At 67.2% G+C, this 482-nt stretch carries 1 pseudogene; it reads right to left on the minus strand.

Features of this window, described 5'->3' with window-relative positions:
* A pseudogene (locus tag QSK26_RS41490) lies at positions 1-482 on the minus strand (DNA-directed RNA polymerase subunit beta); the annotation flags it as partial.

Raw genomic sequence — 482 nt, forward strand, 5'->3', positions numbered from 1 at the left:
GCCGAACTGCGCCTTACCACCCAGCGGCTGCTGGGTGATCATCGAGTACGGGCCGGTCGAACGCGCGTGGATCTTGTCGTCGACCAGGTGCAGCAGCTTCAGGATGTAGATGTAGCCGACCGAGATCGGATACGGGAACGGCTCGCCGGAACGCCCGTCGAACAGCCGTGCCTTGCCGGTCTGCTGGACCATCCGGTCCCCGTCGCGGTTGGGCATGGTGCTGTCGAGGAGCCCGACAATCTCCTCCTCGTGGGCGCCGTCGAAGACCGGGGTGGCCATGTTGGTGCGCGGCTCGACCGTGTCGAAGCCCTTGTCGCGCAGCCGCTCGGCCCACGCCTCCTGGATGCCGGAGATATCCCATCCTCGGGCCGCGATCCAGCCCAGATGGGTCTCCAGCACCTGCCCGACGTTCATCCGGCCGGGCACGCCCAGCGGGTTGAGGATGATGTCGACCGGCGTGCCGTCCTCCAGGAACGGCATGT

It is taken from the genome of Microtetraspora sp. NBRC 13810 (assembly GCF_030268685.1).
Lineage (GTDB): Bacteria > Actinomycetota > Actinomycetes > Streptosporangiales > Streptosporangiaceae > BSRQ01.